The sequence below is a fragment of the Mesorhizobium calcicola genome, from assembly GCF_042682105.1.
Classification (GTDB): Bacteria; Pseudomonadota; Alphaproteobacteria; order Rhizobiales; family Rhizobiaceae; genus Mesorhizobium; species Mesorhizobium calcicola.
Window position 1 is genome coordinate 1 of record NZ_JBHUGY010000070.1, and the last position, 25,932, is coordinate 25,932.

The following is a 25,932-nucleotide window of genomic DNA, read 5'->3' on the forward strand; positions in this document are numbered from 1 at the left end:
AGGCGGTCACGGGGGCGTTCATGGCGTGGACGAGCGAGCAATCGATGGCTGCTCGATCCCGACCTACGCGGTGCCGCTCAGGAGTTTTGCGCTTGGCTTTGCCCGCATGGCCACGACGAATGGTTTTGGCCCCGAGCGGGCCAAGGCCGCGAGGCGCCTGCTGGCGGCCTGCATGGCAGAACCGTTCTTTGTCGCCGGCACCGACCGTGCCGACGTCGCCTTGATGGAGGCCGCACCCGGGCGGATTTTTGCGAAAGGCGGTGCCGAAGGTGTCCACTGTAGCGCGATACCTGAACTTGGCCTCGGCATCGCCATCAAATGTGATGATGGCGCCGGCCGCGCTGGCGAAGCCATGGCTGCCGCCGTGCTGGCCAGCCTGCTGCGGGCTGACGAGGCCTTGGCGGCAAAGCTGGTTGAATTGGCGAACACGCCTATTGAAAGCCGGATTGGCGCCAAGGTCGGGGCGCTCAGGCCGACGTTGGCACTCAGCTGACGTGATTGCGCTCGACGGTCAGATGGGCATAGCCGCTCTTGTCCGATAATGTCAGGTCGCCTGTCGCCGGTTCGGCCCAGCGCTGGCCGACAACGGCGCCGTTCAGCGCGCCATCGATGACATTGTCCGAGATGACGGCCGTGCCGGCGCCCTCGACCACGCTGACGACGATGCCGGTTCCAGCCTTGCGGATGATGTTTCCCGTGGCGACGACATTGCGCAGGTACGGCCCCCAGCCGATCTGCATGCCATAGAGCGGTGCGTTCTCGATGACATTGTTGGAAACGGTGGTGTCGGCCTCGACGCCGATGCCGACGCCAAAGCCGGGCGGGTCGGCGGGGTAGGGGCCGCTGGTCGACAGATTGCGCACGATGTTGCCCGAGCACACACCCATGCGGCCGCCTTCGTTGAAGTTGACGATCGAGATGCCGTTGGCAGCGCCGTCGACAATGTTGTTGCTGATGATGGCGCCTTCGAAGGAGAATTCGGAATAGACCGCGGTCTCGCCCGAGCGCGAGCAGGTGTTGCCGGAAATCTGCAGATTGCTGGCGCTGTTGGCGCGGATTGCCGAAAAGGCGCAGTCCGAGACGATGTTGCCGGAGATCACGACATTGCCGGCCCGGAAAGCATTGATGCCGTTGCCGTTCTGCCCGGTTCCGCCACTGCGCGCCTGGATGCGTTCGACGCGGTTGCCGGTGATCATGGTGCCGTCTTCCGCCGCCTGCCAGCGGTGCACCAGAATGCCGCCATTGGCGCAGTCGGAGATGGTGTTGCCTGTAATTGCCAGCCCGCCGGCCTCGACCGAATAGATGCCGGCATCGGCGGCCCCCGATATGTCCGAGCGCTCGACCCGGCCCGCCGCGTGTTCTAGCGCCAGTCCGTTCTTGCCGCTGCCGGTTATCTGGCAATTGTCGACGACGAGGTGCGCGACCCGGCGCAGATCGAGCAGCCCCTGCGCGTAGTCGCCCATCGAGCGGTTTGTGCCGTCGAAGACCAGCCCGCTGAGTTCGATATGGTCGGCCTGTTCGGCCTTGAACAGGTGGCCATCGCCGCCATAGACGATCCGCGTTGCGCCCGGCACGCCGGAAAGACGCACACGGCCGGGCAGCGCGAGGTTGGACACCACATAGGTGCCGGGCGGCAGGAACACCGGCATGTCGCGCTCGTTGGCGTCGCGCAGCAGCTTGGCGAAGGCCTTGCTCTGATCATCAAAGATGCCAGGTGAGACGCCAAGTTCGGTGGCGTTGATCGAACCGCGCATCGACGCTCTCTCGATGCCGGTCAGGCTGGCGGCCGCCGCTCTGCCAAGCGAGAGGCCCATGACGGTAAAGCCGGCGGTTCCGGTTAAGAGCGTTCGTCTGTTCAACATCGGCACAGGATCCTGGCGTTCAACCGCGATACCGCAGGAATCGTGCCAGACATTCTGTCTCTCATCGCCAGCGCGGCGACAATGGCTTGTCGAGTAGCCTCAGCGCGCCTAAGTTCAGTGGATGAGCAGAGCTTTCACCCGCGAGGAAGACAGCGAAAACGCCATTGCCGGCGTCGGCGAGCGGCCGATCAGCCACCACCGCAATCTGGTGACGGAGCGCGGCCTGGCGATGATCGAGGAGAATCTGGCCGACCTGCGCGACATAATGGCCAAAGCCGAGAGAAAGGCGGATCGCGAGCGCATCGCGGTGGTCTCGCGCGACCTCCGTTATTGGACCGCCCGACGCGAAAGCGCCGAATTGTCGGTGCCGGAACCGGGCAGCGACCTTGTGCGCTTCGGCATGGGCGTCACGCTTGCGGGCGATGACGGCAGGAAGGTGCACTGGAAAATCGTTGGCGAGGACGAGGCCGACCCGGCCAAGGGCACCATTTCCCACGTCTCGCCGATGGCCATCGCCTTGTTCGGCAAGAAGGTCGGCGACTTGGCAGTGGTCAACGGCAACGAATGGCAAATTGTCAAGCTCTCCGACAGCTAGTCCTCGAGCTTGACAACATGGTCTCGGAAGAAAGCTGCAGCTCCGGCTTCATCGATTTCGCCGGCGGCAACCATCAAGACCAGCTGAATGATATCCTGTTGCTCGGCTTCGATGCTGAACCCGTTGAAGTAGAGGAACAAGTCCGCTGCGGTAAAGGCGGTGCGTTTGTTGCCGTCGACGAAAGAATGGTTCTTGGCTATGCCGAAGAGATAGGCGGCCGCCAGTTCGCACAAATCCGGTTCGCCATAAATCTCTCTTTGTTGCGGCCAGTGGAGAGCCGACTTAAGCATTCCCTCGTCGCGGATGCCTGCCGTGCAGACGCAACTGCTCGGCGTGCAGCGCTCCACGAATTCCCGCGAATGATGCTCGGTCATTTTGCGAGCGCACGGTAGGCAACCTCGTATTTTTTCATCCGCTCACGCGCGACGCGGCTGACTTGCGTTGCAACGGATATTATAACATGGCCTGTCAGGCCTGTAGCAGCCGGTCCATCAGCCGGTCCGCCGCCTCCGGAATGACCGTACCCGGCGGGAAGATTTCCGCCGCACCCGCCTGCACCACCGCGTCGTAGTCCTGCGGCGGAATGACGCCGCCGGCCACGATCAGCATGTCGCCGCGACCGAGCTTTTTCAGCGAGTCGCGTAATTCCGGGATCAGCGTCAGGTGTCCCGCCGCCAGCGACGAGGCGCCGATGATATGGACGTCGTGCGCGACCGCCAGCCTGGCGATCTCATCCGGTGTCTGGAACATCGCGCCGACGGTGACGTCGAAGCCGAGGTCGGCAAAGGCGGTGGCGATCACCTTCTGCCCACGGTCGTGGCCGTCCTGTCCCATCTTGGCAACGAGGATGCGCGGCTTGGCGCCGAATTTCTTCTCGAAGGCATCAAGCTTGCCCTGCAGTCCGTCGACCACGGCATTGTCGCCGAGCGCCTTGCGATAGACGCCTGAAATGGTCTGCACCGTAGCGACATGGCGCCCAAATGCCCTTTCCAATGCGTACGAGATTTCACCGACCGTGGCATTGGAGCGCGCGGCGCGGATGGCGAACTCCAGCAGGTTTTCATTGCCCTCCGCCGCACGGGTCAACGCATCGAGTGCGCTCTCGACGGCGCCGACATCGCGTGTGCCTTTCAGGCTTTGCAGCTTCGACAATTGCCGCGCCCTGACTTCGGCATTGTCGATCTTCAGCACATCGACCTCGATGTCGGTCTCGGGGCGATGCGCATTGACGCCGACCAGCATCTGCTCGCCGGAATCGATGCGCGCCTGCGTGCGCGCTGCCGCTTCCTCGATGCGCAGCTTGGGAATGCCTTGTTCGGTCGCGGCGGCCATGCCGCCGAGCGCCTCGACCTCCTCGATATGGGCAAGCGCGCGCGCCGCCAGATCATGCGTCAGCCGTTCGAGGTAGGCCGAACCGCCCCACGGGTCGATGACGCGCGTGGTGCCGGATTCCTTCTGCAGGATGAGCTGGGTGTTGCGGGCGATCCGCGCCGAATGGTCGGTCGGCAGCGCCATCGCTTCGTCGAAGGAATTGGTGTGCAGCGACTGCGTGTGGCCCTGCGTCGCCGCCATCGCCTCGATCATGGTGCGGATGATGTTGTTGTAGGGATCCTGCGCCGTCAGCGACCAGCCCGAGGTCTGGCAATGGGTGCGCAGCGACAGCGAGCGCTCGTCCTTGGGCGAAAAATTCTTCTTCATCAGGGTTGCCCACAACAGTCGCGCCGCCCGGAGCTTGGCGACTTCCATGAAGAAGTTCATGCCGATCGCCCAGAAGAAGGACAGGCGCGGCGCGAAGCGGTCGATGTCGAGGCCCGCCGCGACGCCGGCGCGGGCATATTCGATGCCGTCGGCGATCGTATAGGCAAGCTCGAGGTCGGCCGTCGCCCCGGCCTCCTGCATGTGATAGCCGGAGATCGAGATCGAATTGAACTTCGGCATGTTCTTCGACGTGTAGGAGAAGATGTCCGACACGATCCGCATCGAGGGTTTCGGCGGATAGATGTAGGTATTGCGGACCATGAACTCCTTCAGAATGTCGTTCTGAATGGTTCCGGCGAGATCCTTCTGCGCAACGCCCTGTTCTTCCGCGGCGACGATGTAGAGCGCCATGATCGGCAGCACCGCGCCGTTCATGGTCATCGACACCGTCATGTCGCCGAGCGGAATGCCGTCGAAGAGCTGCCGCATGTCGAGGATGGAATCGATGGCGACTCCCGCCATGCCGACATCGCCGGCGACGCGCGGATGGTCGCTGTCATAGCCGCGATGCGTGGCGAGATCGAAGGCGACCGACAGTCCCTTCTGGCCCGCGGCAAGATTGCGCCGGTAGAAAGCGTTGGATTCCTCCGCCGTCGAGAAGCCGGCATATTGCCGGATCGTCCAGGGCTGCTGGACATACATGGTCGGGTAGGGGCCGCGCACGAAGGGCGGCAGGCCCGGATAGGTGTCGAGATGCGGCAAACCCTTGAGGTCGCTTTGATTGTACAGATGCTTGGCGACGAGGCCTTCCGGCGTCATCCGCTGGCCTTTGACCTCGACGGGTACGCGGCGTGGCGGCACCCAGCCGATCTGGCTGAAATCAGGGATCAAGACGCGGCTCCGATCGATTGGTCGATGCGGACCGGAAACAGGGGCTCGCAGACGGCAACGCCTTCGGTGAAGGCAGGCCGCCGTTCCGCTGCCAGGGTCTCGACCGGACGCTCGCTCTTCGATGGGTAGAGTGTTGTGCCGATGATGGCTCGCTCGCCTGCCTGGTAGGCTGCGTTGCGCCGCGTTGCCGCGGCATGAACGCGCTTCTGGATATGTCCGTCCTGAAGGCTGGACAAGATGCCGCCCTCGGCCTCGATTGTCTGCAATTCCGCCCAGGCCATCTCGCACAGTTCCGCGGTCAGCGCTTCGACCGCGCCGGACCCGTTGGCAGGATCGGCGACATGATCGATATGGCTTTCATGGGCCATGATCAGCTGCGCGTTGCGGGCGACGCGACGGGCAAAACCCGCCGGCAGGCCATGCGCGATCGTGTGCGGCAGGATGGAGATCGAATCGGCGCCGCCGGATGCCGCGGCAAAGCAGGCAATCGTGGTGCGCAGGATGTTGGTCTCCGGGTCCATGGCCGTCATCATGCGAAACGACGTCTCGGCATGGATATTGGCGGTGGAATTGGGGATCGAGCAGGCCTCCTGCAGCCGTGCCCAGAGCCTGCGCAAAGCCCGCACCTTGGCCATCGACAGCAACTGGTCCTGGTCGACGCTGAGCGCAAAGCCGATATGGGGCGCGGCATAGACAAGCGGCTGCCGCGCCGTCTCGAACATTCTGAGATAGGAGACCGCCGAAGCCAGCATGATGCCAAGCTCCTGCGCTTCCGTGGCGCCGGCATTGTGGAACACGCGGCCGTCCGCCTCCAAGAGCACGCCCGGAACGCCCATCGAGAAGAAATGCGCCAGCGACTGCGGCATCGAGGCCTGCAAAGCCTCGATCGACATGCGCAGCCGGCCGGTTCCGGCGAAGATCGCCGCCGGATCGATGCCGAAGGAGAGATTGAGTTTTGCCGGGTCCGAACGCCGCTTGCTCAGGAACGCCACCAGCCAGTCGGCCACCGCGCGACTCCAGGGATGCGCATCGATACGGACCTGGATGCGGTTGATCGGCACACCATCCAGCACTGTCTCCAGCGCCTGCGCCGTTCTCGGCAGGCCGTAGCCGAACGCGTTCGGCGCTCCTTCGAAGACAAGCGACAGGCCCGTCGCGCCTTGCGCCACGTCCTCCAGGGCCTGGGCTTTGGCGCGGTCGATATCCGGATCATCGATGCGCTGGCTGACGATCCAGGGCGATTTCGGGTTTGCGCGCACGGCCGGTTCCGCTGCGATGCTGCGGTCGTAGAGCGGTTCGATGCGGATGTTGTCGTCGCTATGCGAGACCAGCGTTTCCTCGAAGGAAGCGCCCGCCAACGCCTTTTCCGCCAAGGCCAGCCATCGCTGGCGCTCGGCATTTTCTGGTTCAACGTCCTGGATCAAGGCTCCGGCGCCCATCCGTCTTCCTCATTTCATGCGGCCGCACCAGCCTGGAGCAGTTCAGTCTACGGTCCCCGGTTCGATATCGCAATTGCAATGCGCTTTGGCGGTCCGAATTCGATCCATCAGATATAGGTCAGCCCGCGTGGACGAACCATGAACGATTGCCAAACACCGGCAAAATCCGCAAGTTCCAAAATCCGATTTCGACGATTGGCCTCCACTTGAACGAATGGCCCCTCACTTGAAACGAATGGCATTGTCGCTGTGCGACGGCCTCACTATACCTGCGGCAAGGCCACTGGCCTTAAACACATCAGTCTGCGGAGACCGGACATATGGCTGACGACACCAGTATTTTCATCGGCGCCAGCCGCAAGCCGGACGACAGCTATCAGCGTGCCGAGCATTTGTTGCTGCAATATGGGAATCGTCACGGCCTGGTGACCGGCGCCACCGGCACCGGCAAGACCGTCACCTTGCAGATCCTGGCGGAAGGATTTTCCAATGCCGGCGTGCCGGTGTTCTGCGCCGATATCAAGGGCGACCTGTCCGGCATCGCCATGATGGGAACGGCGCAGGATTTCCTGGTCAAGCGGGCCGAGCAGGTCAAGCTCGACCCTTACGACTTCCAGGAATTTCCGGTCATCTTCTGGGATCTGTTCGGCGAGCAGGGCCATCCCATCCGCGCCACGGTTTCCGAAATGGGACCGTTGCTTTTGTCGCGCCTGATGAACCTGACCGAGGCACAGGAAGGCATCATGAACATCGCCTTCCGCCTGGCGGACGAGGAAGGCCTGCTGCTGCTCGACATGAAGGACCTCCAGGCGCTGCTGGCCAACATCGCCGAGCGCGCCGACGAGCTGGGCTCGCGCTACGGCAATGTGACGAAACCGTCCGTGGGAGCCATCCAGCGCACGCTGCTGGTTCTGGAGCAGCAAGGTGCGGCGCATTTCTTCGGCGAGCCGGCGCTGCGCATCGCCGACATCATGCGCACGACCCGTGACGGACGTGGCGCCATCAGCGTGCTTGCCGCCGACAAGCTGATGATGAATCCGCGGCTCTACGCGACCTTCCTGTTGTGGCTGATGTCGGAGCTGTTCGAGGTGCTGCCGGAAGTCGGCGATCCCGACAGGCCGAAGCTGGTGTTCTTCTTCGACGAGGCGCATCTGCTGTTCGAGGACGCGCCGAAAGTGCTGATCGACAGGGTGGAGCAGGTGGTTCGCCTGATCCGCTCGAAGGGCGTCGGCGTCTATTTCGTCACCCAAAACCCGCTCGATGTTCCGGAAACCGTTCTCGCCCAGCTCGGCAACCGGGTGCAGCACGCGCTGCGCGCTTATACGCCGCGCGAGCAGAAGGCGGTGAAGACCGCGGCAGAAACCTTCAGGCCGAATCCCGACTTCGACTGCGCCACCGCGATCACCCAGCTCGGCACCGGCGAGGCGCTGGTTTCCACGCTTGAAACCAAGGGCGTGCCGTCCATGGTGCAGCGGACGCTGATCCGCCCGCCGTCCTCGCGCCTCGGGCCGATCACGCCCGCCGAGCGGCAGAAGCTGATCCAGGAAAGCCCGGTCGCCGGCCAGTACGATCAGGTCGTCGATCGCGAATCGGCTTTCGAGATGCTGCAGAAGAAGGCCAGGGAAGCGCAGGACGCCGAAGAACAGGCACAGCAGGCGGGCAGCGGCGGCTCGCGCTGGACCATTCCGGGCTTCGGCAACGACGATCCGGCGCCGCAATCGGGTGGCAGGCGAGCACCCGCGCCGCGGCCGTCCAATCGCCAGACGGTGGCCGAGGCCGCGATCAAGTCGGTGGTGCGCTCGGTTGGCTCGTCGGTGGGCCGCGCGATCGTGCGCGGGATATTGGGGAGTTTGTCCAGGGGGCGCTGAGCTTCAGACCGAAGCGGAGCGGCGTGGCTCCGCCGCCCTACAGCGCCACGTGTCCCCGGCGCTGTCGTCGGTTCAGAAAATCGAATTCGTGATCTCTTTCAACGGCCCGAGCAGGATCGATCCGTCCGGCACGCCGGCGTCGATCGGGATGGCCCGGCGGTTGGCGGTCGCCACCATCGGCTGATTGACATCGGCGGTCACGATGACCGGGCTCTTCGAGGGCACGCGATCGTAGAGATCGATGATGTCCTGGTTCATCAGGCGAACGCAGCCTGATGAGACCGATTTGCCGATCGACTTCCATTCAGGCGAGCCATGCAGGCGGTAGAGTGTGTCGACATTGCCCTGGAACAGATAGAGCGCACGCGCGCCGAGCGGGTTCTTCAGCCCGCCGGGCATGCCGCCATTGTCGGCGCTGTATGGCTTCAATTCCGGCTGCCGGGCGATCATTTCATCCGGCGGCGTCCATTTCGGCCATTTCTGCTTCCATTGGACGACGGCGTCGCCGGACCATTCGAAGCCGGCGCGGCCGAGACCGACACCGTAACGGATCGCCTGGCCGCCCGGGCGCACGAGATAGAGGTGGTGCCCGGTGGTGTCGACGATGATGGTGCCGGGCTTCTGTCCCGTCGGATCGGGAACGATCTGGCGCAGGAACTGCGGATCGATCTTCTCGAACGGTATCGCCGGAAGATCGAAGCCGCCATCGCTGACCGCCGCGTACATCGTCGCATAGTCGGGCAGCGGCGGCTCGACATAGGTTGGCGGTGGCGGCGGCTCGACCGGTGCCGGTCCAGTGGTAACGCATGCGGAAACCGCGATCGAAGCGGCGCCCAGTGCGGCGGCATTGAGAAAGCCGCGACGGCTCAGGCGATAGGATTCGATTTCGGCTATGGACATGGTTGCTTTCTTTAAGTCTCAAAATCGCAACAAAGCGTGTACGCTGGCAGTTGCGCTGGCGCGATAGGCGGTTCCGATTCTGGCCCGAACGTGGACAAAGAAAGGCGAAGCTGTGACTGCGTCGCCACTGTGTCGCCAGAGCCACAGCTTTGCGACCTCTGTTTTGTGGATGTCGTTGTCCCAAAACCGGGGCCACTTTTGGGCGGCATGCACTAGCTGCCGGGCACCAGCGCTTCGAGCGATGGCAGGATCAGGGCCGGCGGAAAGTCCCGGTACTCTTCCGGCTGGTTGGAACGGTTGATCCACACCGTGCGGAAGCCGAATTTGGCCGCACCGGCGATGTCCCAGCGATTGGAGGACTGAAAGGAAACCGCGTTGGGATAGAGGCGCCAGCCGGTGGTGACCATGTCGTAGACCGCCGGATCGGTCTTGAAGCGCCGCACCGTATCGACGGAATAGATGTCGTCCAGAACCTGATCGAGCGCGGCCGATTTGACCGCTGCCTGCAGCATTTCGGGCGAGCCGTTGGACAGGATCGCCAGTTTGGCTCCCGAGGCCTTGAGCGCCTTGAGCACGGCCGGCACTTCCGGATAGCAATCGAGCCGCCAGTAGGCGTCCAGCAATTTCGCCTTGAGGCCGGGATCGGCGGAGGGAACCTTGCGCAAGGCGAAATCGAGCGCCTGTTCGGTCAGTTGCCAGAAATCGGCATAGGCGCCCATCAGCGTGCGCACCCAGGAATATTCGAGCTGCTTGGCGCGCCAGATTTCGGACAACAATTGGCCGTCCGGCCCTATCTGGTCGGCATGCCGACGCACGGCGGCATGCACGTCGAACAGCGTGCCATAGGCGTCGAAAACATAGGCGGCGTATTGCATGGCAACAGTTTTGAGGCGAGGCGCGACAAGGTGCAAGCCTTGATTGCATCGCGCCCGTCGCTGGCCTCAACAAAACTCCTCGATGCCGGTTGACGGCGCCCGCCAAAGCGTCCTCCAATAGCTGTGACACAGGATTGATTGAAACGGGACAAGGCGATGACACTGGCGGCTGCGGCACAATCCGCGACATGGACTTTCGTCGATGGTGATTGGCACGAGGGCAATGTCGCCATTCTGGGGCCGCGCAGCCACGCCATGTGGCTTGGCACCAGCGTGTTCGACGGCGGCCGCTGGTTCGAAGGGGTGGCGCCCGACCTCGACCGCCATGCCGCCAGGGTGAATTCCTCGGCGATTGCGCTCGGCCTCAAGCCGTCGATGACCGCCGACAAGATCGTCGGGCTGACCTGGGACGGGTTGAAGAAGTTCGATGGCAAGACAGCCGTCTACATCAGGCCGATGTATTGGGCCGAGCATGGCGGCTATATGGGCGTGCCGGCCGATCCCGCATCGACCCGTTTTTGCCTTTGCCTCTATGAATCGCCGATGATCCCGCCGACCGGCTTCTCGGTGACCGTGTCGCCGTTCCGGCGCCCGACCATCGAAACCATGCCGACCAACGCCAAGGCCGGCTGCCTTTATCCCAACAACGGACGTGCCATTCTCGAAGCCAAGATGCGCGGCTTCGACAACGCGCTGGTGCTCGACATGCTGGGCAACGTCGCCGAGACCGGTACCTCGAACATCTTCCTGGTCAAGGATGGCCATGTGCTGACGCCGGCACCGAACGGCACCTTCCTGTCCGGGATCACCCGCTCGCGCACGATGGCGCTGTTGGGCGAGTATGGCTTCAAGACCACCGAAAAGACGCTGTCGATACGGGATTTCCTGGAAGCGGACGAAATCTTTTCGACCGGAAACCATTCCAAGGTGGTGCCGATCACGCGCATCGAGGATCGCAATCTGCAACCCGGGCCGGTGGCCAAGAAGGCGCGCGAGCTCTATTGGGATTGGGCGCATTCGACGTCGGCTGGCTGACGCGCCCGGCCCGGCCCTTTTGCCGCTGCGCGCTTCGTTGTCGGAAAACCGTGTGACAGTTTTCCGCAACCCGCTTAGAAAGGGAACCGGCGCTTCATTTCGGCGTTGTTCCAGCTCAATCCAGACCTATCTTAGTCCGGTATCGACACCGGATTTTTCCACGAGGGAGTACCATCCATGGCTTTTGAATTGCCCGCTCTGCCTTACGACTATGAGGCCCTGCAGCCTTACATGTCGAAAGAGACGCTGGAATATCACCACGACAAGCACCACAAGGCCTATGTCGACAACGGCAACAAGCTCGCCGCGGAAGCCGGCATGGGCGATCTGTCGGTCGAAGAGGTGGTCAAGCAGTCGTTCGGCAAGAATGCCGGCCTCTTCAACAATGCCGCCCAGCACTACAACCACATCCATTTCTGGAAATGGATGAAGAAGGGCGGCGGCGGCAACAAATTGCCCGGCGCCCTGCAGAAGGCGGTCGACAGCGATCTCGGCGGCTACGACAAGTTCAAGGCCGATTTCATCGCCGCCGGCACGACGCAGTTCGGTTCCGGCTGGGCCTGGGTATCGGTCAAGGACGGCAAGCTGGCGATCTCGAAGACGCCGAACGGCGAAAACCCGCTCGTCCATGGCGCGTCGCCGATCCTCGGCGTCGATGTCTGGGAGCATTCCTATTACATCGACTATCGCAACGCCCGGCCGAAATATCTCGAAGCGTTCGTCGACAGCCTGATCAACTGGGATCACGTCCTCGAAATGTACGAAAAGGCCTGATGCATGTCGCCCAAAAGCGCGCAGCGGTTTTGGGACAACGACATGCACTAAAACAGAGACGCAAACTGCGTCGTTCGAGTCCGTCTGGGCACGACGCGTTTGATGTCCTGATCGATCTCCAGAAAAGCCTCGGCATGCCGGGGCTTTTCTTTTTGCGCGCCGTGGCCTCGTGCCGTTAAAGTCGGACAAATCATCCGAGGAGAAGGGAATATTCCCCCCATCGCATCCGTTAACGTCCTGTCCCGAAATCCCTCATCGCCGAAATACCTTCATCCTGGAGCCAAATGAATGAGAAAGCTTGTTATCGCCATCTCAATGCTCGCACTCGCCGGTTCGGCGGCTTTTGCCGACCCGATCCTCGATCGGCAGGTTTTGATGAAGGAACGTGGAAAGATTGCCGGCGGATTGTCGAAAGTGGTCAACGGCCAGGAGCCTTTCGAGGCAGCAGCGGTGCTGACGGCGTTGCAGGCGCTGCAGGCGAATGCTGAGAAGTTGGATATCGACGCTCTTTTCCCGGTCGGCAGCGATGCTGGCGACACCACGGCTGCTCCCAAGATCTGGGAAGACATGGCCGGATTCAAGACGGTTCAGGCCAAGTATCTCGCTGACGTCAAGGCTGCGGTCGCAGCCGCACCAGCGGATGTCGACGCCTTGAAGGCGCAGTTCGACACCATCGGCTCCGATTGCGGCACTTGCCATCAGACCTACAGGATCAAAAAGGGCTGATCGCGGGCAATGCCCTTGCTGAAAAAACTCGTCGGCGCCGCCCTCGTTCTGGGTGGTGTCGGTGCTGTTGCCGGATGGCTGCTGTCGGCGCCGGTCAAGCTCGACGTCGAAACCTTGGCGCAACTCGGCCCCGGCGATTCCGCTAGAGGCAAGCGCATTTTTAATGCCGGCGGCTGCACGTCCTGTCACGCCAAGCCGGGTTCACAGGGCGAGGCGCGGCTCGCGCTCGTGGGCGGCCTCGCGCTCAAGACGCCGTTCGGTACCTTCGTGCCGCCGAACATTTCGCAGGATGCCAAGGACGGTATCGGTGCGTGGTCGGTCGAGGACCTCGCCAATGCCATGCTGAAGGGGGTGTCGCCCTCGGGGGAGCATTTCTACCCGGCGTTTCCCTACCCGTCCTACGCACGCATGAGGCCCGCCGACATCGCCGATCTATACGCCTTCCTGAAGACGCTTCCGGCGGTTGCCGGCAAGGCGCCAGATCACTCGTTGAGTTTTCCCTTCAACATCCGTCGCGGTCTCGGGTTGTGGAAACGGCTCTATTTGAGCAAGGAGCCGGTGATTGCTTTCGCTGATGGCACGCCGGATCCGGTGATGGCCGGTCGCTACCTTGTCGAAGGGCCAGGCCACTGCGGCGAATGCCACACGCCGCGTGACTTTGCGGGCGGCACCAAGAAGAGCGCGTGGTTGGCGGGTGCCTTAGCCGCCGAAGGCAGCGGCGTCGTGTCGAACATCACCTCGGGCGAGGGCGGCATTGGCAACTGGTCGGAAGCCGACATCGCCAACTATCTCGAAACCGGCTTCACGCCGGAGTTCGATTCCGCGAGCGGTGCCATGGTCGATGTACAAAAGAACATGGCCGAACTGACCGCAGGGGATCGCACGGCGATCGCCGCCTATCTCAAGGCCATACCGCCGCATCCAAACGGCTATCCAGCGCGCAAGAAGACGGCGAACTGATGCATGTCATTCAAAAACGCGCGGCGGTTTTGACAACGACATACATAAAAACAAAAAGCGCGTCGTTTGAACCCCTCGAACTCGACGCGCTTCAGATGTCGGATGCCGCGTGGCGATCACCCAGGAAATCGAAGCCGGTTTCGAAGAAGTGATTGTAATCGCAGGTCAATTCCTCGCCGGGCGCGATGTCGCGCAAGGCGTAGGTCTCCTCGGGCGAGGAGACGTCGCAATTCGGCTCGTCGTCGTGGTTCATGTAGCGCGCGTCGTCGGCTTCGAAGACGATATAATTCGGGTCGCGCCGGTCGGGATAGGAATAGCGGTCGAGATAGTTCTTCACCGGCCCGGTCTCGCCCTCATAGGTCTCGACCTCGATGATCCGGTCGAACCTCGGATCCAGCTTCCAGATCAGCGTGCCGCGTGGAATGCGGTTCTTGGCAAAGACGCCGATGCCCTGGATGGGCGATTTGTCGAGATAGACGTCGACGAGCAGCATAGTGGACCTTTACGCGATTGGGACGGTGGTGGCCTCGGAGAAGCAGCGCATTGGGTAGCGCGCAGCCATTGCAATTGCGAGCGGAAAATCCACTTCCCATGGCTGGAATAGAAGCGTCGGACGGGATCATGCGCAAATCAAAAGTGATGACTGTGAGCGGCCGGCAGCGCAGTGCCGGCACCTCGCAGCGCGTCAGCGCTGCTGCAGCGCCAGACGAACACCCAGAGCACAGTAGATGCCGCCGACAATCTTGCCTTGCCACTTGAGCACCCTCGGATTTCGGCGCAGGAAACTGCCGAGCCGACCGGCGCTCACTGCAAAGACGACCGTGCTGAGAAGACCCAGCATGACGAAGACGACCCCTAGTATGGTGAACTGAAGCATCACCGAGCCGTTTTCAGGCCGCACGAACTGAGGCAGGAAGGCAAGAAAGAAAAGCGCGGTCTTGGGGTTGAGCACTTCGGTCAGGATAGCCTGTCGAAACGCCTTGCCGGCGGAGATCGCAAGTGACCCGGCAGCCGGGTTGGCCGGCGTTTTCTCGATGATCGCGCGAATGCCGAGATAAACGAGGTAGGCGGCGCCGATGTACTTAACGATGCTGAACAGCGCCGCCGACGTGGCGATGATCGCCGATATGCCGACCATGGCCATGGCGGTGTGAACCACGTCGCCGGCCGCGATCCCGGCACCGGTCGCGATGCCCACCTTCGTTCCGGAACTCGTTGCCCGCGCGACGGTAAGGAGGGTGGCTGGACCTGGAATGAAGACAAAGCCGAGCACAATCGCGATGTAGGCTGTCAATGTGGCCAGATCGATCATTGGCGGATATCTCCTGTAAGCTGCGCCTTGCCCGTCACTTTCAGCGCGAAGGAAGTCACTTTCAGCGCGAAGGAATAAGTATAGGCGATTTCCTCCAGTCGCGAAAACCGGCCGGAAGCGCCGGCGTGGCCTGAATCCATGTTGATCTTGAACAGCACAGGATTGTCGCCGCTCTTGCGGTCGCGCAGCCGGGCCACCCATTTGGCCGGTTCCCAGTAGGTGACGCGCGGATCGGTGAGACCGGCCAGCGCCAGGATCGGCGGATAGTCGAGCGCGGCGACATTGTCGTAGGGCGAGTAGGCGGCGATGGTTCGGTAATCGTCCGCGGACGCGATCGGGTTGCCCCATTCCGGCCATTCCGGCGGCGTCAGCGGCAGGCTGGCGTCGAGCATGGTGGTGAGCACGTCGACGAAGGGAACCTCGGCGACGATGCCGCCGAAACAGTCCGGCGCCATGTTGGCGACGGCGCCCATCAGCATGCCGCCGGCCGAGCCGCCATGCGCGACGATTCGGTCGTGCGCCGTGTAGCGCTCGGCAACAAGGTGGCGGGCACAGGCGATGAAATCCGTGAACGTGTTCATCTTGTGCGCGCGCTTGCCGTCATCGTACCAGCCATAGCCCTTGTCCTTGCCGCCACGGACGTGAGCGATGGCAAAGACAAAGCCGCGGTCGACCAACGAGAACCAGTTGGTGTTGAATGCGGCCGGCACCGCGATGCCATAAGAGCCGTAGCCGTAGAGCAGGCAAGGTGCGGACCCATCCAGCGGCGTATCGCGATGATGCAGAAGCGAGATCGGCACCAGTTCGCCGTCGGTGGCGGGCGCCATCAGGCGCCTGGTGACATAGTGGTCCGGGTCATGGCCGGACGGCACTTCCTGGGTCTTGAGCAGCACCCGCTCGCGGGTGCGCATATTGTAGTCGAACACCTGGGCCGGCGTCGTCATCGACGAGTAGGAAAAGCGCATGATCTCGGTGTCGTACTCATAGGAACCCGACAGGCCGAGCGAGAAGGCCTCCTCGTCGAGGGACAAAAGATGCTCCTCGCCGCTGTTGCGGTCGCGCACGACGATGCGCGGCAGGCCTTCCTTGCGTTCGAGCCGGACCATGTGGTCCCTGAAGCCGATCACCGACAGGATCAGCCGGCCGGGCTCATGCGGCACCAGTTCCTGCCAGTTGGCGCGCACCGGATCGCTCGCCGGCGCCGTCATGATCTTGAAATCCTTGGCGCCGTCGGCGTTGGTCAGGATGAAGAAGATGTCGCCGCCTTCTTCCAGATCATACTGAAGGCCGATCTCGCGCGGCGAGACCAGTTTCGGTTCGGCAAACGGGTCGCCGGCGCGCATCAGGCGGTATTCCGAAGTCTCGTGATCGTTGATGCCGATCATGATCCACTCGTTGTTGCGGGTGCCGTCGACATTCATGAAGAAGCCGGGATCGGTTTCCTCATAGATCAGCCGGTCACTTTCCGGGCTTTGCCCAAGCGCATGGAACAGCACCTTGGACGGGCGGTGGTTGGGATCGAGGCGGGTGTAGAAGAAACCGTCATCGCCGGCGTTCCAGACGCCTGAACCGCCGGTGTCGGGAATCTGGTCCGCAAGCTCCTTGCCATCGGCAAGGTCGCGCACGCGAAGCTTGTAGAATTCGGAGCCCTTGTCGTCGAATGCCCACAAGAGCTTGCGATGGTCTGCCGAATGATCGACGCCGCCAAGACGGAAATAGGCTTTGCCCGCGGCCTCCGCGTCGCCGTCGAGCAATATCTGCTCGGCGCCGCCGTCACGCGGCATGCGGAAATAACGCGGCTGCTCGCCGCCGAGCTTGAAGGATGAGCCGTAGGCATAGGGTCCGTCCTTCATCGGCACGGAGGAATCGTCTTCCTTGATGCGGCCCTTCATTTCCTTGAACAGCTGCTTCTGCAGCTCGGCCGTGTCGGCCATCAGCTTCGACTGATAGGCGTTCTCGGCCTCGAGCTCGGCGCGGATTCCCGCATCGAGCAATGACGGATCCCGGAACATCTCCTGCCAGTTGTCGGCCCGCAGCCAAGCATAGTCGTCGGTTCGCGTGATGCCGTGATGCGTGTCGGAAACCGATCGTTTCTCGGGCGTTGGCGGGCTGACGTGTGGAAATACGGAAATCTTGGTCATTGCGTCTCGCTTTGCCAGTATCTTGTATGGGGAAGTATCTTGAATGGGGAAGTACCTTGAATGGCGAATGAACACGCCGATCAGCGCGGGTTCAAGAGCCGCGGCGTAGGGATCGTGTCGGCTTCAGGAGATGAGCCCGGGGGAGAGATGATGAATATTTATTCTCGGACTGCTGCGGCTTTCGCCGTTGCTTCGCTAACTCTGGCTTTTACCGGCCAGTCTCATGCGGCCGTATTCGCGGCTTGGCAAGTGGCCAATGTGCCGTTCGGTGACACGCTCAATGTGCGCAAATACCCTTCGGGCACATCCCAGAAGCAGGCGGCATACCCGAACGGCACCGTTCTGCAGATGACCGGGCGATGCACCGGCGGGATAAACCTGCTCGACATCGCCAATCAGCCTGCGTGGAAGCAGGAACAGACGGTTCGCTACCGCTGGTGCGAAGTCTGGCATGATCCGGCCCAAAACGGCAATTTCGTCACCGGCTGGGCCTATGGCAAATACGTCACCCCGTATTGATTGACCTGGCAGCGATTGATCCCGAGCCAGCCAGATGACAGCCGTGTCGCCTGATTGCTTGTGCGGGACAGTGGCAACCTGTGGTTTTGTGGACAGATATGAACAACCAATCTTGCCCATACGGCAGCCAAGCAAAATCAAGCATTGAGGCTGCTTTGTGAGTTATCGCGAATGTAACGGCGAACTGACGTTGCGTCAGCGGTTGCTGGTTGGCGAGCGAAATATCGAAAAATTACACAATGCACGAAAGATTGAAGCTGATCCGGGAATAATTGACCAACATTGTTAAATATAGCGCAAAGAGCGAATTGACTTACTTGGTCTGCAGGCTCATTGATGTGTCCGCGACACGAATCGCAGAAGCTCTACCTACACAAAATTCGTGCAATGCCCTGCCTGAAAAAGGGCGCACACCGACGTAACTCTTGTTGGGGCCTGATGACCATGGATATTGTCGAAACACCTTCCAGAGACAGCGATGCGCTGATCGAATTGACCGCCGATGTGGTGGCCGCCTATGTCAGCAACAACCCCGTGCCGGTCGGCGAATTGCCGAACCTGATCGCTGATGTCCATGCCGCGCTCGGGCGCGTGGGCGGAACCGCCGAACTGCCGCCTGCCGACAAGCAAAAGCCGGCGGTCAACCCGAAGCGCTCGGTTCATGACGACTACATCGTTTGCCTTGAAGACGGCAAGAAGTTCAAGTCGCTGAAGCGTCATCTGATGACCCACTATGACCTGACGCCCGATCAGTATCGCGAAAAGTGGAACCTCGACCCGACCTATCCGATGGTTGCTCCCAACTATGCCGCCGCGCGGTCCCAGCTTGCCAAGAAGATGGGTCTCGGCCGCAAGCGCAAGGCGCGCTGATCGCTGCTCGCCGGATCGAATCGACATCAACGGCGCCTTCGGGCGCCGTTTTTGATTTTGCAAGGCGCCAACGCGCTGATTGATTGCTGTGGCTAATGCATGTCGCTCAAAAGTGGCCCCGGTTTTGAGACAACGACATGCATGGAACAAAGACTTAATGCGCGTCGCATGACCCCGTTTCGGCGCGACGCGCTTCAGGCGGTCTGTTTGAGCGCCGCCTCGGCATCGCGCTTGATGCGCTTGACCATGGAGCGAAGGCCGTTGGCGCGCTGCGGCGACAGATGTTCGTCGAGGCCGAGCTCTTTCAATGTCGCTTCCGCATTGGTCTTCTGGATCTCGCTGGCGGTCCTGCCGGAAAACAGCGCCAGCATGATCGCGACCAGCCCGCGCACGATATGGGCGTCCGAATCGCCGGTGAAGGTGATGACCGGATCGGCTCCCGCCCCCTGTTCGGTGGTCAACCAGACCTGACTGACGCAGCCCGGCACCTTGTTGGCCGGGTTGCGCTCATCGTCCGGAAACGGCGGCAGCGCCTCGCCGAGTTCGATGACGTAGCGATAGCGGTCTTCCCATTCCTCAAGGAACGAAAAATCGTCGCGGATCGTCTGGATCGTGGTCGTCATGATCTGGATATAGTCACGCAGCGGTGCCACGTCACGGAAAAAACAAGGACACCGCGGGCGTCGAGAGGGCAGACAGCCCGCGGTGCGCCGTCGAGACGGCTTAATTCTGCGCCGGCAATGTGACCGGCAAATTGACTGTTTGGGGCAAGACGATTTCCTCCGGCACACTGCCGGTCGTCGTCGACGTGTCGGGGCCCGCGGCTGACTTGTCGTCGAGCATGGCTGCCGCGATCTTGGCGGTCTCCTTGGCGCGGGCGGTGATGGTGTGCATGGCCGACTTGCCGGTTTCGCAGACGTCGGGCTTGCGTTCGCAAATGCCGGCGATGTCGCCGACCGCCTCGCGCGCCGCAAACAGAGCCTGGATCGGCCCGACGCTCTCGCGGCCCGAGTCATCGGAGCCGACGCTCAGCGGCAGCGCCAGCAGCACCAGCGAGAACCAGAAAGCCATTCTTATCAGGAAGACCATGCCCTTGCCCTCTCGTCGTGACCGGATCATGCATCCATATGGCATGACCTCTTTTGTGGGCAGGATGTTGGCACACAGGCGCAAAGGGCGGCTTGCGGGTTAGCCGAGAATTTTCCTCAAATTTTAGGCGAATTCGAAACGAACCGTTGTGCAATCAATTCGTTTCAAATCCGAACGATTTTCCTTAACGCCGGACAACCATCTATCTATCTGTCTCAAATACGTTTTTCGTGAAAGCCGGGAGTCCAGGCGCGGCGTGCATCCACCCCACGGGCGCCGGCGCTGGATAACCCTCCGTTTACTATGGCGGCATTTGTGCGGGCTTTCGGCTGCCGGCATCCCGATATTTGCCGCGGGCCGGGTCTTGGTCGGCCCTGCCTTATCCATTCCTTAAACGCTGGATGCGAGTTTCGGAGCCAACCAGAACAATCTGCAAAAGCAGAGCTGTCCACGACGAGTGCGGGTGCGTTGAGTTGAGTTCGATCAAGGCCAGATACGTTGAATTGCCTGGTGCGATGGCCGCTGGTTGCGAACGCATGGTGCATCCGTCCATCCTTGGGCGGAGCGACCGCGAGCGCCAGCGCCGTTTCATCGGCGTCATGCTGGCGGCACCTTTCTTTGCCGCCGGTGCCGCGGTCACATTGGTCACTTCGGGCATGGGCGCCGCCGTCACCGTGGCCGCCATTTTTGCGGCCTTTGGTCTGTGCTGGTTCATCGCCCTGCTGGTGGCGGCGACCGGCAGGATGGCCATCGCTGCCCAGGTTGCCCTGGCGATGGCGGGCATTGCGCTCGGCGGTCTCATCGCCGCCGCCGGCGGGCTGAGCTCGCCGGTCGCCATGCTTGTCGTGGCGCTGCCGTTCGAAGCCTGGTGGATCGGCGCCTCGCGGCGTGCGGCACTGTGGGGAGCCGTGGCGGCCGCTGTCGCCATCCTGGCGCAGCCTCTGGCCGGAATTCTGTTCCCGTTCGCCGGAGCACAGATTGCCGCGTGGCACTGGCTGGTGCCATTGGCCTGGGCGCTGACACTGATCCCGCGCGCGTCGGCGTTTCAAGACACCACCGGTGCAGCCGATGTCACCGACACGACCGACAGTCTTGAAGACATCATCGATGCGGTGGTCTTGCGCGTCGCCCGCCATGGCGAAGTTCAGGATGCTTCGGCCAAGGCGCGCACGCTTTTGAAGCTGCCGCCCGAGCTGCTTTCCGGAAACGGCCTCTTTGATCGCATCCATCTGTCGGATCGCGTTTCCTATCTCAGCGCCTTGGCCGACATGCGCGACGGCGCGCTGTCGCGCCGGCTCGAACTACGCATCAGGTTGCCCCAGAACGGCAATGGCCTGGCGGCCGACAATTATCGGCCGTTCTCGCTCGACATGGTGCGGGGTGAGGAACAGGGCGATGTCTTCACCATTGTCCTGCGCGAGAATGGCGAGATTGCCCGGCTGCGTGACGAACTCGCGGCGGCCAATGAGGCGGCCGCGTCCGCCGAGGTGGCAAAGGGACGCTTCCTGGCGGTGGTGAGCCATGAGCTGCGCACGCCGTTGAATGCCATCATCGGCTTCTCGGACATGCTGCTGCACGAGATGTTCGGCGCCTTCAAGGATCCGCGCCAGAAGGAATATGTCGGCCTGGTGAGGGATTCGGGCCAGCATCTGCTCGCCGTCGTGACCTCGATACTCGACGTGTCCAGGATCGAATCAGGTGTCTATGCGACCGAGCCGGAGCCGTTCCGGTTCTCCGAAGCGGTCGACATGTGCCAGTCCATGCTGCGGCTGCAGGCGCAGGCGAAGAACATCGATCTGCAGGCACAGATCGCGCCTGACGCGGGCGACATCAATGCCGATCGGCGTGCCGTGCAGCAGATGCTCATCAACCTGGTCTCCAATGCGGTCAAATTCACCCCCGATGGCGGCGATGTGGTGGTCGGCGCCAAGCGGATCGGTTCGCGCCTGCATTTCTGGGTCAGGGACACCGGCATCGGCATCGCCGAGGAGGATTTTGCCAATCTCGGCAAGCCCTTCATGCAGATCCAGAACGACTATACCCGCCGCTTCGAGGGCACTGGCCTCGGCCTTTCGCTAGTCAAGGGCCTGGTGGCGCTGCACGAAGGCACGATGTCCATCGAAAGCATGCCGGGCGAGGGCACCACGGTGACCATCAGCCTGCCGGTGAACGGACCGAAGGGACATCAGGCGGAGAAGGCCGGGGTGCTGACGATGCCGATGGCCATGGGGAAAGGGGACAGAAATGGCTCGCTCCGCAAAACAGCCTAAGGCGGTCAAGCGCCGCGGCAATGCCTTTCAGGACGGCGCCGTCGCCGTCGGCGGCATGATCTCGCGCAACCCCGTCCTCGTGGGCGGGTCGACGGCATTCCTGGTGACGCTGTTTTACGTTTCCGCCAATGCGTTGTGGTATCAACCTTTCCCGCACGCCGGCGCGTTCTTCGCGACCCGCAGCATCGAGGGCTTTCCGCGCACGGCGTCCGACGAACCGGAGACGACATTCAACATCCTACGGCCATCCGGCGCGCCGGCACCGATCAAGGGCGATCCGGTGGTCGAGCAGGTGCAGGGCATATTGAAGGATCTCGATTTCTACTCCGGAACGGTCGATGGCATTTCCGGGCCCAACACGCGCAAGGCCATCCAGGCCTATCAGCAGAAAGTCGGGCTCAATGCGTCCGGCGAGATCGACGCGCTTCTGCTGGATCAGTTGGGCGCTACGCCGAAAACGGCGGCCGTCATACCGAAACCGCAGCCGCGCCCGGATATGCAGGCCGCCGTTCCGGTGTCTTTGCAGACAAATTCCGGGCAGACGAATTCAGGGCAGACGAATGCCGACCAGACGAGTGCCACGGCGCAGGAACCCGATGCCCGCATCGTCAAGATCCAGGCCGGGCTCAAGGCATTCGGTAATGACGACATGCAGCTGGACGGCGTCGTCGGCGCGCGCACCAAGGCGGCGATCAAGGAATTCCAGTCGCTTTTCGGGCTGCCTCAGACTGGCGAGCCCGATGAGCTCGTCTACGTCAAGATGCGCGAGATCGGCCTGACCAACTGACGGCTGAAACGACGCCTCGCGGAGCGGCGGAAATATCGGTAGATAGCCCGTGTGCCTAAAGCGTGTCGCGCCGAAACGGATTCATGCGACGCGCTTCAAGCCGTTGTTTCATGCATGTCGTTGTCCCAAACCGGGGCCACTTTTGGGCGGGCATGCATTCGCGGAGTTCTGTCATGCGCGTCACGTCGGATCTGTGGGTGTCGGCCCTGTTGCGCCGGGTTTTCGTCGCCGGCGGATTTGCCGCCGTGGTCAAGCGCGGCGCAACCGAAGCCGGCGCTGTCTTCGTCCTGGCGCGAGGCAGGTCGGGAGACATTGCCCTGTTCGGGCCGGCACCGCAGACAAGCTACGATTCGGCCAAGCCCGACGATCGCTTCTTCAGCCTTCTCGGCGCCGGCGATGATGCCGCCGTCCTCGAGGCGCGGCTGGAACGGGAAAAGAGGTTCGATCCCGACATCTGGGTTGTCGAGATCGAGGCCGGTGCTGTCCCTGTCGAAGAGCTTATTTCCGTGAAGACGCCCTGAGGCCGGACGAACCCACGGCATCGTCGCTGTTCGATGCCGTACGGGTATCGTTGTTTGCAGGTGCGGCGCCGCGAACCACTCTTGAGAGGGTCTCGGCTTTCCAGAGCCGCACCTTGTCCACCGCCGCATCGCGATGCAGCAGGCGGTAGCGGTCGAGGAAGGTGCGGATGGCCTGCGGATGCGGGAACTGGCTGGGATAGACGGCAACCGCGATCAGGAATGCCCTGTCCTCGCTGAGGTCGAGCGAGCGCAGCGCTGCGAGCAACGAGGCATAATTCTGGTTGGCGGTGAGCGATCGCGCGATCGAGAAATCGATGTCGAGCGCATCGGCGAGCGCGGTCTGGAAGAACGCCGCGTTTCCCGTCAGCGCCGTCTCGCGCAATTTGACATAGGTGTCCGCGCCCGTGAAAGCATCGGCGTTCGTCGCCGCTGCCTCGTCGCCGGTGCGCATCATGGAGCGCAGCCTGCGACTTGCATTCTCGGCGGCAATGCCGGGCGACCGTTCAATCGGAGGCTCTTCGGAAGCGGCTTTCGTGCTCACCGGGGCGATCTTGTCCGCCGCAGCCGTCGCGGCTTTGTCCGCCGACGTGGCTTTCGCGTCGGGCTCCCGCACCCGTACCAGGGTCGGCCTTTCGAGCGCCCTGATCAGGTCGGCGATGGTCGGGTTCAAATCCTTGCGGCGTGCAATGGCGCGTGCATGCGGCAGGCCGTGCCGCCCGATCAGCGCGATGAGATCGATGTCGCTGACCGCGCGGGAGCGGATGAGCAGCGGCGCGGCAATGTCGACCGGCTCCTCGCAAAGGCGGCGCACCAATGCGGCGGGGGCATATTCGCATTCGGAAAGGGCGGCTGCCACGTAACGGCGTGATTCGACCGACACATTGTCGAACAGCGGCAGCGTCAGGTCTTCGAGCTGGCCGATCTCGCGGCGCGACGGGCGGGTGAGCGAGCAGAACGCCGACACCGCGGCGCGGAACAGCCTTTCAGCCTTTCCCGAGTCGTTTCGCGCTGCAATTTGCCTGAAGTCCGAAGATGACACGAAGGATACGCCCGTACTCGACACAAACTCGACCCACGCTCGACCGCGACTGTGTCGGTTTCGCGTTTGTCTCGGATCAGGACGTCCCGACCTCCAGACAAAGATCAAGTTAGCGACGATCCGTTAGCGCTCCGTTAACCCTCTGGCGTCCTTAATGATATTTGGAGGCGTTGCGTTGTGCTCCGGGGAAACCGAGAGGAATGCGCGAATCATGGGCATGGTACTGTCTTTCGTGCCGCGTACGGCACCAAGCAATCGGACAAAGCAAACCGCCGAAATGCCGGCGGCGGTGATCATCTTTCCCGGCATCCGCTACGAGCGGTCTCATGCCGGCGAAGTGCGGCCGGTCGATCCCGACAAGCCGGGATCGCCAGGGACGAAGCCGGTTCCGCACCACTGAGTTTCGGCAAACACGGACCATTGGTCCGGGATGCAGCCGCGGATCATTGGTCCGGGACCATGCCTACCTAGAAGTCCTGCAGCTCGCAGGAACTCTGCTCGAAAAAGCGCGATACGATCGGCTTCCAGCTGTCGTCGGGCACGAAGGCGCGGATGACGAAAATGCCTTCCTCGATCGGCGCTTCGACAAAGATCGCTCCCTGAAAGTCCTCGGGAAGGTCCTTGCGCACGTCGATCATTTGCGCCGGTGTCAGCACGACCGCATCCAGCACGCCGCCGGTCGCGGTGTGGTCGTTGAAGGAGTAGATGTTGTGGCCGCTGCGGTCGTAGACCGACACCGACCAGAACGGGACATGTCCCGGCGCCTTGATGCGGACCATTCCTTCGCCGAGGTCGAACCGGCAAGCCGTTGCGTAAAACAACGGGTCGACGGATTTCACCACTGGCGCGCCACCGGCCTCGGCATCGAGCCGGGTCATCCTGTAGAGGTCCGAGGCCATGGACAGCCGCGACCAGGCGTCACGTTCGGAAAATTCAGGCACGAGAAGCAGCACGACGATGTGCACGATGCCGGCGCCGAGCAGGCCGAGCAGCACCGCATGCAGAAGCTTGCGCATCGTCGCGTGAAAGTCACGCATCGCAGCCGACCTTCACGATCCGGGGCAGCGAAACGTCGGACAGGCCGGTGCTGCTGGCGATCGGCGTGTCGTAGAATGTCAGCACGAAATACATTCTGCCGAAGCCGTCGGTCAAAAGCCAGTTGCCCGGCATCGGGTGATGGCTGGCGGAAATGATGACCGAATTGTCGGGTTGTCGCACCACCCCATAGGATTGCAGCGCCGCCAGCCGTGGTTTGCCGGTGTCGACCACGCCGAGCGACTGATCGGCGGCATAGAGGGTCCAGAACCGTGCCGTCGGAAATCCACCCTCGATTGTGTAGGTGCATTCGCGCTTGAGCTCGCCGCCGCCAGTGTCGCGCTCGGCGACGAAGGACAGCCCTTCGGCGCGGCCGAGCGCAAGCACGCCCTCGCGCGCCACGCGGGCCTTCGAATAGGGGTCTGCGGATGGCGTGCCGATATCGGGAAAGGCCGTCCATTGGCCGATCCGGATGGCGCCGACGCCATCCTGGACTTTCAGCGCATACCAGACGCTGCCGCCACCGCCGCCGATGGCTATGGCAAGCGAAAGCAGCGTCAGCAATGCATTCTTGAGCATGAAGGGCCGGGGATACGAAGAGTTGCTGCTCGGGGATATCGCGGCGTGGGGTCCTGTGGCAAGCGCCGGGTGCAGAATTGCAAGCGTCGTCGCTACGTGCGGCTTCTCCTTCTCCATGGCCGCAAGGGGAGAAGGAGGGCCGCGCCA

General features: G+C 62.4%; 26 protein-coding genes and 1 pseudogene. 13 read left to right on the forward strand and 14 right to left on the reverse strand.

What is annotated here, in order from left to right:
- Positions 1-493, forward strand: a 493-nt coding sequence (locus ACFSQT_RS34865) for an asparaginase (RefSeq protein ID WP_379026582.1), incomplete at its 5' end; no start/stop codon positions are given.
- Here the strand turns inward: ACFSQT_RS34865 and ACFSQT_RS34870 are convergent.
- Positions 486-1,862: a TIGR03808 family TAT-translocated repetitive protein gene (locus ACFSQT_RS34870; protein WP_379024591.1), complete on the reverse strand. Its 1,377-nt coding sequence runs from the start codon at positions 1,860-1,862 to the stop codon at positions 486-488. The two genes, ACFSQT_RS34865 and ACFSQT_RS34870, sit on opposite strands and share 8 nt — an antisense overlap.
- Positions 1,863-1,983: 121 nt before the next feature.
- Between ACFSQT_RS34870 and greA the strand changes: the two genes are divergently transcribed.
- Complete coding sequence (gene greA / locus ACFSQT_RS34875; RefSeq protein WP_379024593.1) at positions 1,984-2,457, forward strand: transcription elongation factor GreA; 474 nt, start codon at positions 1,984-1,986, stop codon at positions 2,455-2,457.
- Here the strand turns inward: greA and ACFSQT_RS34880 are convergent.
- The 3 genes and pseudogenes from ACFSQT_RS34880 to ACFSQT_RS34890 all read right to left on the reverse strand — a co-directional run bounded on the left by ACFSQT_RS34880 (position 2,454) and on the right by ACFSQT_RS34890 (position 6,485).
- Positions 2,454-2,831, reverse strand: a pseudogene (locus tag ACFSQT_RS34880) (type II toxin-antitoxin system death-on-curing family toxin). The gene greA and the pseudogene ACFSQT_RS34880 overlap by 4 nt on opposite strands.
- Before the next feature lie 94 nt (positions 2,832-2,925).
- A complete protein-coding gene (gene scpA / locus ACFSQT_RS34885) occupies positions 2,926-5,046 on the reverse strand; it encodes a methylmalonyl-CoA mutase (RefSeq protein ID WP_379026583.1) in 2,121 nt (706 codons plus the stop codon).
- Positions 5,043-6,485: a methylmalonyl-CoA mutase subunit beta gene (locus ACFSQT_RS34890; protein WP_379026584.1), complete on the reverse strand. Its 1,443-nt coding sequence runs from the start codon at positions 6,483-6,485 to the stop codon at positions 5,043-5,045. Before ACFSQT_RS34890 ends, scpA begins: the two co-directional genes overlap by 4 nt.
- Positions 6,486-6,805: 320 nt before the next feature.
- Here ACFSQT_RS34890 and ACFSQT_RS34895 point away from each other — a divergent pair, with 320 nt between their 5' ends.
- Positions 6,806-8,353, forward strand: coding sequence for a helicase HerA-like C-terminal domain-containing protein (locus ACFSQT_RS34895; protein WP_379026585.1), 1,548 nt, complete (start codon positions 6,806-6,808; stop codon positions 8,351-8,353).
- A 72-nt stretch (positions 8,354-8,425) separates the two neighbouring features.
- Here ACFSQT_RS34895 and ACFSQT_RS34900 read toward each other — a convergent pair whose 3' ends face one another.
- Both ACFSQT_RS34900 and ACFSQT_RS34905 read right to left on the reverse strand, forming a co-directional pair.
- On the reverse strand, positions 8,426-9,253 hold the full coding sequence (locus ACFSQT_RS34900) for a L,D-transpeptidase (RefSeq protein WP_379026586.1): 828 nt from the start codon (positions 9,251-9,253) through the stop codon (positions 8,426-8,428).
- A 212-nt stretch (positions 9,254-9,465) separates the two neighbouring features.
- On the reverse strand, positions 9,466-10,128 hold the full coding sequence (locus ACFSQT_RS34905; RefSeq protein WP_379026587.1) for a haloacid dehalogenase type II: 663 nt from the start codon (positions 10,126-10,128) through the stop codon (positions 9,466-9,468).
- A 156-nt stretch (positions 10,129-10,284) separates the two neighbouring features.
- Between ACFSQT_RS34905 and ACFSQT_RS34910 the strand changes: the two genes are divergently transcribed.
- The 4 genes from ACFSQT_RS34910 (at position 10,285) to ACFSQT_RS34925 (ending at position 13,623) form a co-directional block, all read left to right on the forward strand.
- Complete coding sequence (locus ACFSQT_RS34910) at positions 10,285-11,163, forward strand: branched-chain amino acid aminotransferase (protein WP_379026588.1); 879 nt, start codon at positions 10,285-10,287, stop codon at positions 11,161-11,163.
- Between the two features lie 177 nt (positions 11,164-11,340).
- A complete protein-coding gene (locus ACFSQT_RS34915) occupies positions 11,341-11,937 on the forward strand; it encodes a superoxide dismutase (protein WP_379026589.1) in 597 nt (198 codons plus the stop codon).
- A gap of 288 nt (positions 11,938-12,225) precedes the next feature.
- On the forward strand, positions 12,226-12,663 hold the full coding sequence (locus ACFSQT_RS34920; RefSeq protein WP_379026590.1) for a c-type cytochrome: 438 nt from the start codon (positions 12,226-12,228) through the stop codon (positions 12,661-12,663).
- A gap of 9 nt (positions 12,664-12,672) precedes the next feature.
- Complete coding sequence (locus tag ACFSQT_RS34925; RefSeq protein WP_379026591.1) at positions 12,673-13,623, forward strand: c-type cytochrome; 951 nt, start codon at positions 12,673-12,675, stop codon at positions 13,621-13,623.
- Positions 13,624-13,714: 91 nt separating this feature from the next.
- Here the strand turns inward: ACFSQT_RS34925 and ACFSQT_RS34930 are convergent, their stop codons facing one another.
- The 3 genes from ACFSQT_RS34930 to ACFSQT_RS34940 form a co-directional block, all read right to left on the reverse strand.
- Positions 13,715-14,116 (reverse strand): SET domain-containing protein, encoded by a 402-nt coding sequence (locus ACFSQT_RS34930; RefSeq protein WP_379026592.1) that lies wholly within the window; start codon positions 14,114-14,116, stop codon positions 13,715-13,717.
- 192 nt (positions 14,117-14,308) lie between these two features.
- The gene (locus ACFSQT_RS34935) at positions 14,309-14,935 is read right to left on the reverse strand and encodes a LysE family translocator (protein ID WP_379026593.1); all 627 of its coding nucleotides are present in this window, start codon (positions 14,933-14,935) and stop codon (positions 14,309-14,311) included.
- On the reverse strand, positions 14,932-17,076 hold the full coding sequence (locus ACFSQT_RS34940) for a S9 family peptidase (RefSeq protein WP_379026594.1): 2,145 nt from the start codon (positions 17,074-17,076) through the stop codon (positions 14,932-14,934). The genes ACFSQT_RS34935 and ACFSQT_RS34940 overlap by 4 nt, the downstream gene beginning before the upstream one ends.
- 147 nt (positions 17,077-17,223) lie before the next feature.
- On the opposite strand from ACFSQT_RS34940, the gene ACFSQT_RS34945 reads away from it, so the two are divergent.
- A complete protein-coding gene (locus ACFSQT_RS34945) occupies positions 17,224-17,595 on the forward strand; it encodes an SH3 domain-containing protein (protein WP_379026623.1) in 372 nt (123 codons plus the stop codon).
- Between the two features lie 444 nt (positions 17,596-18,039).
- Positions 18,040-18,465 carry a Ros/MucR family transcriptional regulator gene (locus ACFSQT_RS34950; protein ID WP_379026624.1) on the forward strand — a complete coding sequence of 142 codons (426 nt, stop codon included), beginning with the start codon at positions 18,040-18,042 and terminating at the stop codon, positions 18,463-18,465.
- A 194-nt stretch (positions 18,466-18,659) separates the two neighbouring features.
- On the opposite strand, the gene ACFSQT_RS34955 is transcribed toward ACFSQT_RS34950, so the two are convergent.
- A complete protein-coding gene (locus ACFSQT_RS34955) occupies positions 18,660-19,088 on the reverse strand; it encodes a SufE family protein (RefSeq protein ID WP_379026625.1) in 429 nt (142 codons plus the stop codon).
- A 100-nt stretch (positions 19,089-19,188) separates the two neighbouring features.
- Positions 19,189-19,554 (reverse strand): DUF5330 domain-containing protein, encoded by a 366-nt coding sequence (locus tag ACFSQT_RS34960; protein ID WP_379026626.1) that lies wholly within the window; start codon positions 19,552-19,554, stop codon positions 19,189-19,191.
- A 536-nt stretch (positions 19,555-20,090) separates the two neighbouring features.
- Between ACFSQT_RS34960 and ACFSQT_RS34965 the strand changes: the two genes are divergently transcribed.
- The 3 genes from ACFSQT_RS34965 (at position 20,091) to ACFSQT_RS34975 (ending at position 23,132) form a co-directional block, all read left to right on the forward strand.
- Positions 20,091-21,824 (forward strand): PAS domain-containing sensor histidine kinase, encoded by a 1,734-nt coding sequence (locus ACFSQT_RS34965; protein WP_379026627.1) that lies wholly within the window; start codon positions 20,091-20,093, stop codon positions 21,822-21,824.
- On the forward strand, positions 21,799-22,611 hold the full coding sequence (locus ACFSQT_RS34970) for a peptidoglycan-binding domain-containing protein (protein WP_379026595.1): 813 nt from the start codon (positions 21,799-21,801) through the stop codon (positions 22,609-22,611). The genes ACFSQT_RS34965 and ACFSQT_RS34970 overlap by 26 nt, the downstream gene beginning before the upstream one ends.
- 173 nt (positions 22,612-22,784) lie before the next feature.
- Positions 22,785-23,132: a DUF1491 family protein gene (locus ACFSQT_RS34975; RefSeq protein ID WP_379026596.1), complete on the forward strand. Its 348-nt coding sequence runs from the start codon at positions 22,785-22,787 to the stop codon at positions 23,130-23,132.
- Here ACFSQT_RS34975 and ACFSQT_RS34980 read toward each other — a convergent pair.
- Positions 23,110-24,171, reverse strand: a complete 1,062-nt coding sequence (locus ACFSQT_RS34980) for a hypothetical protein (protein ID WP_379026597.1) — start codon at positions 24,169-24,171, stop codon at positions 23,110-23,112. The genes ACFSQT_RS34975 and ACFSQT_RS34980 overlap by 23 nt on opposite strands.
- Positions 24,172-24,382: 211 nt before the next feature.
- Here ACFSQT_RS34980 and ACFSQT_RS34985 point away from each other — a divergent pair, with 211 nt between their 5' ends.
- Positions 24,383-24,571 (forward strand): hypothetical protein, encoded by a 189-nt coding sequence (locus ACFSQT_RS34985; RefSeq protein ID WP_379026598.1) that lies wholly within the window; start codon positions 24,383-24,385, stop codon positions 24,569-24,571.
- Between the two features lie 67 nt (positions 24,572-24,638).
- Here ACFSQT_RS34985 and ACFSQT_RS34990 read toward each other — a convergent pair whose 3' ends face one another.
- Positions 24,639-25,187: a DUF1254 domain-containing protein gene (locus ACFSQT_RS34990; protein ID WP_379026628.1), complete on the reverse strand. Its 549-nt coding sequence runs from the start codon at positions 25,185-25,187 to the stop codon at positions 24,639-24,641.
- A 13-nt stretch (positions 25,188-25,200) separates the two neighbouring features.
- Positions 25,201-25,785, reverse strand: a complete 585-nt coding sequence (locus ACFSQT_RS34995; RefSeq protein WP_379026599.1) for a DUF1214 domain-containing protein — start codon at positions 25,783-25,785, stop codon at positions 25,201-25,203.
- Between the last annotated feature and the right edge of the window lie 147 nt (positions 25,786-25,932).